The organism is Acidovorax sp. K2F (assembly GCF_025246485.1).
GTDB classification, from domain to species: Bacteria; Pseudomonadota; Gammaproteobacteria; order Burkholderiales; family Burkholderiaceae_C; genus Acidovorax; species Acidovorax delafieldii.
On sequence record NZ_JAOBSQ010000112.1, the window covers coordinates 1 to 680 of the forward strand.

1 protein-coding gene is annotated in these 680 nt (G+C 64.6%); it reads right to left on the reverse strand.

Translation table 11 applies throughout. The annotated features are described in order from the left end of the window. Positions 1-680: phage major capsid protein (locus N4G42_RS25490; RefSeq protein ID WP_260669183.1), on the reverse strand; the 680-nt coding region annotated here is incomplete at both ends.

Consider the following 680-nt stretch of genomic DNA (forward strand, 5'->3'; position numbering starts at 1 on the left):
TCGCTGTCAGACTCGGACAGTTCCACCACCACGCCCTCGCGGTTGTAGAGGGTGTAGGCCTGCGCGAAGTTGGCGATCAGGAAGGTGTCAGCAGCGATGCCCACCGACTGGATCACCGGAACCCCGAACAAGCGGGTGACGCCGTTGGCATCGACCGACACGCGGACCGTGTTGCTGGGCGTGGTGAACAGCTCAATCTCGATCTGGGCCCAATCAGCTGGGCTCAGCAGGATGGCGTCGGCCGGATAGCCAGCGGTCCACAGGTCGGCCAGGATCTTGCGGATCAGGACCAGCTTGGGGAGCGTGGAGCCCAGGGCGCCGGAGAGGTAGCCGTGCAGCGTGTAGTTGCCCGTCTTCATCATGCCGGACAGGAGTGCGCCAGTGCCCAGGCCGCTCACCAGCTGCGTTTCCACCTTGCGGTTCACGCCGTAGGTCATGCGGTTGTTCACGTAGGCGGCCAGGGCGGCGTTGTCGGCGGCCAGCTGCTTGGAGATCTTGATCCAGTGCGCCACGGTGGACACGGGCTGGTTCACCAGCGTGTACGTGATCGCCGATTCCGGCTTGGCCGCCCCTTCAGCGGTTTCCGCCGCGTTGTTCGTGAAGGTGTCTTCGCGGGTGAACTCGATGGCGTTGCTGGAGGTGGGCACCGAGCGCAGCAGGCTTTCGATGGTCAGCGTTTG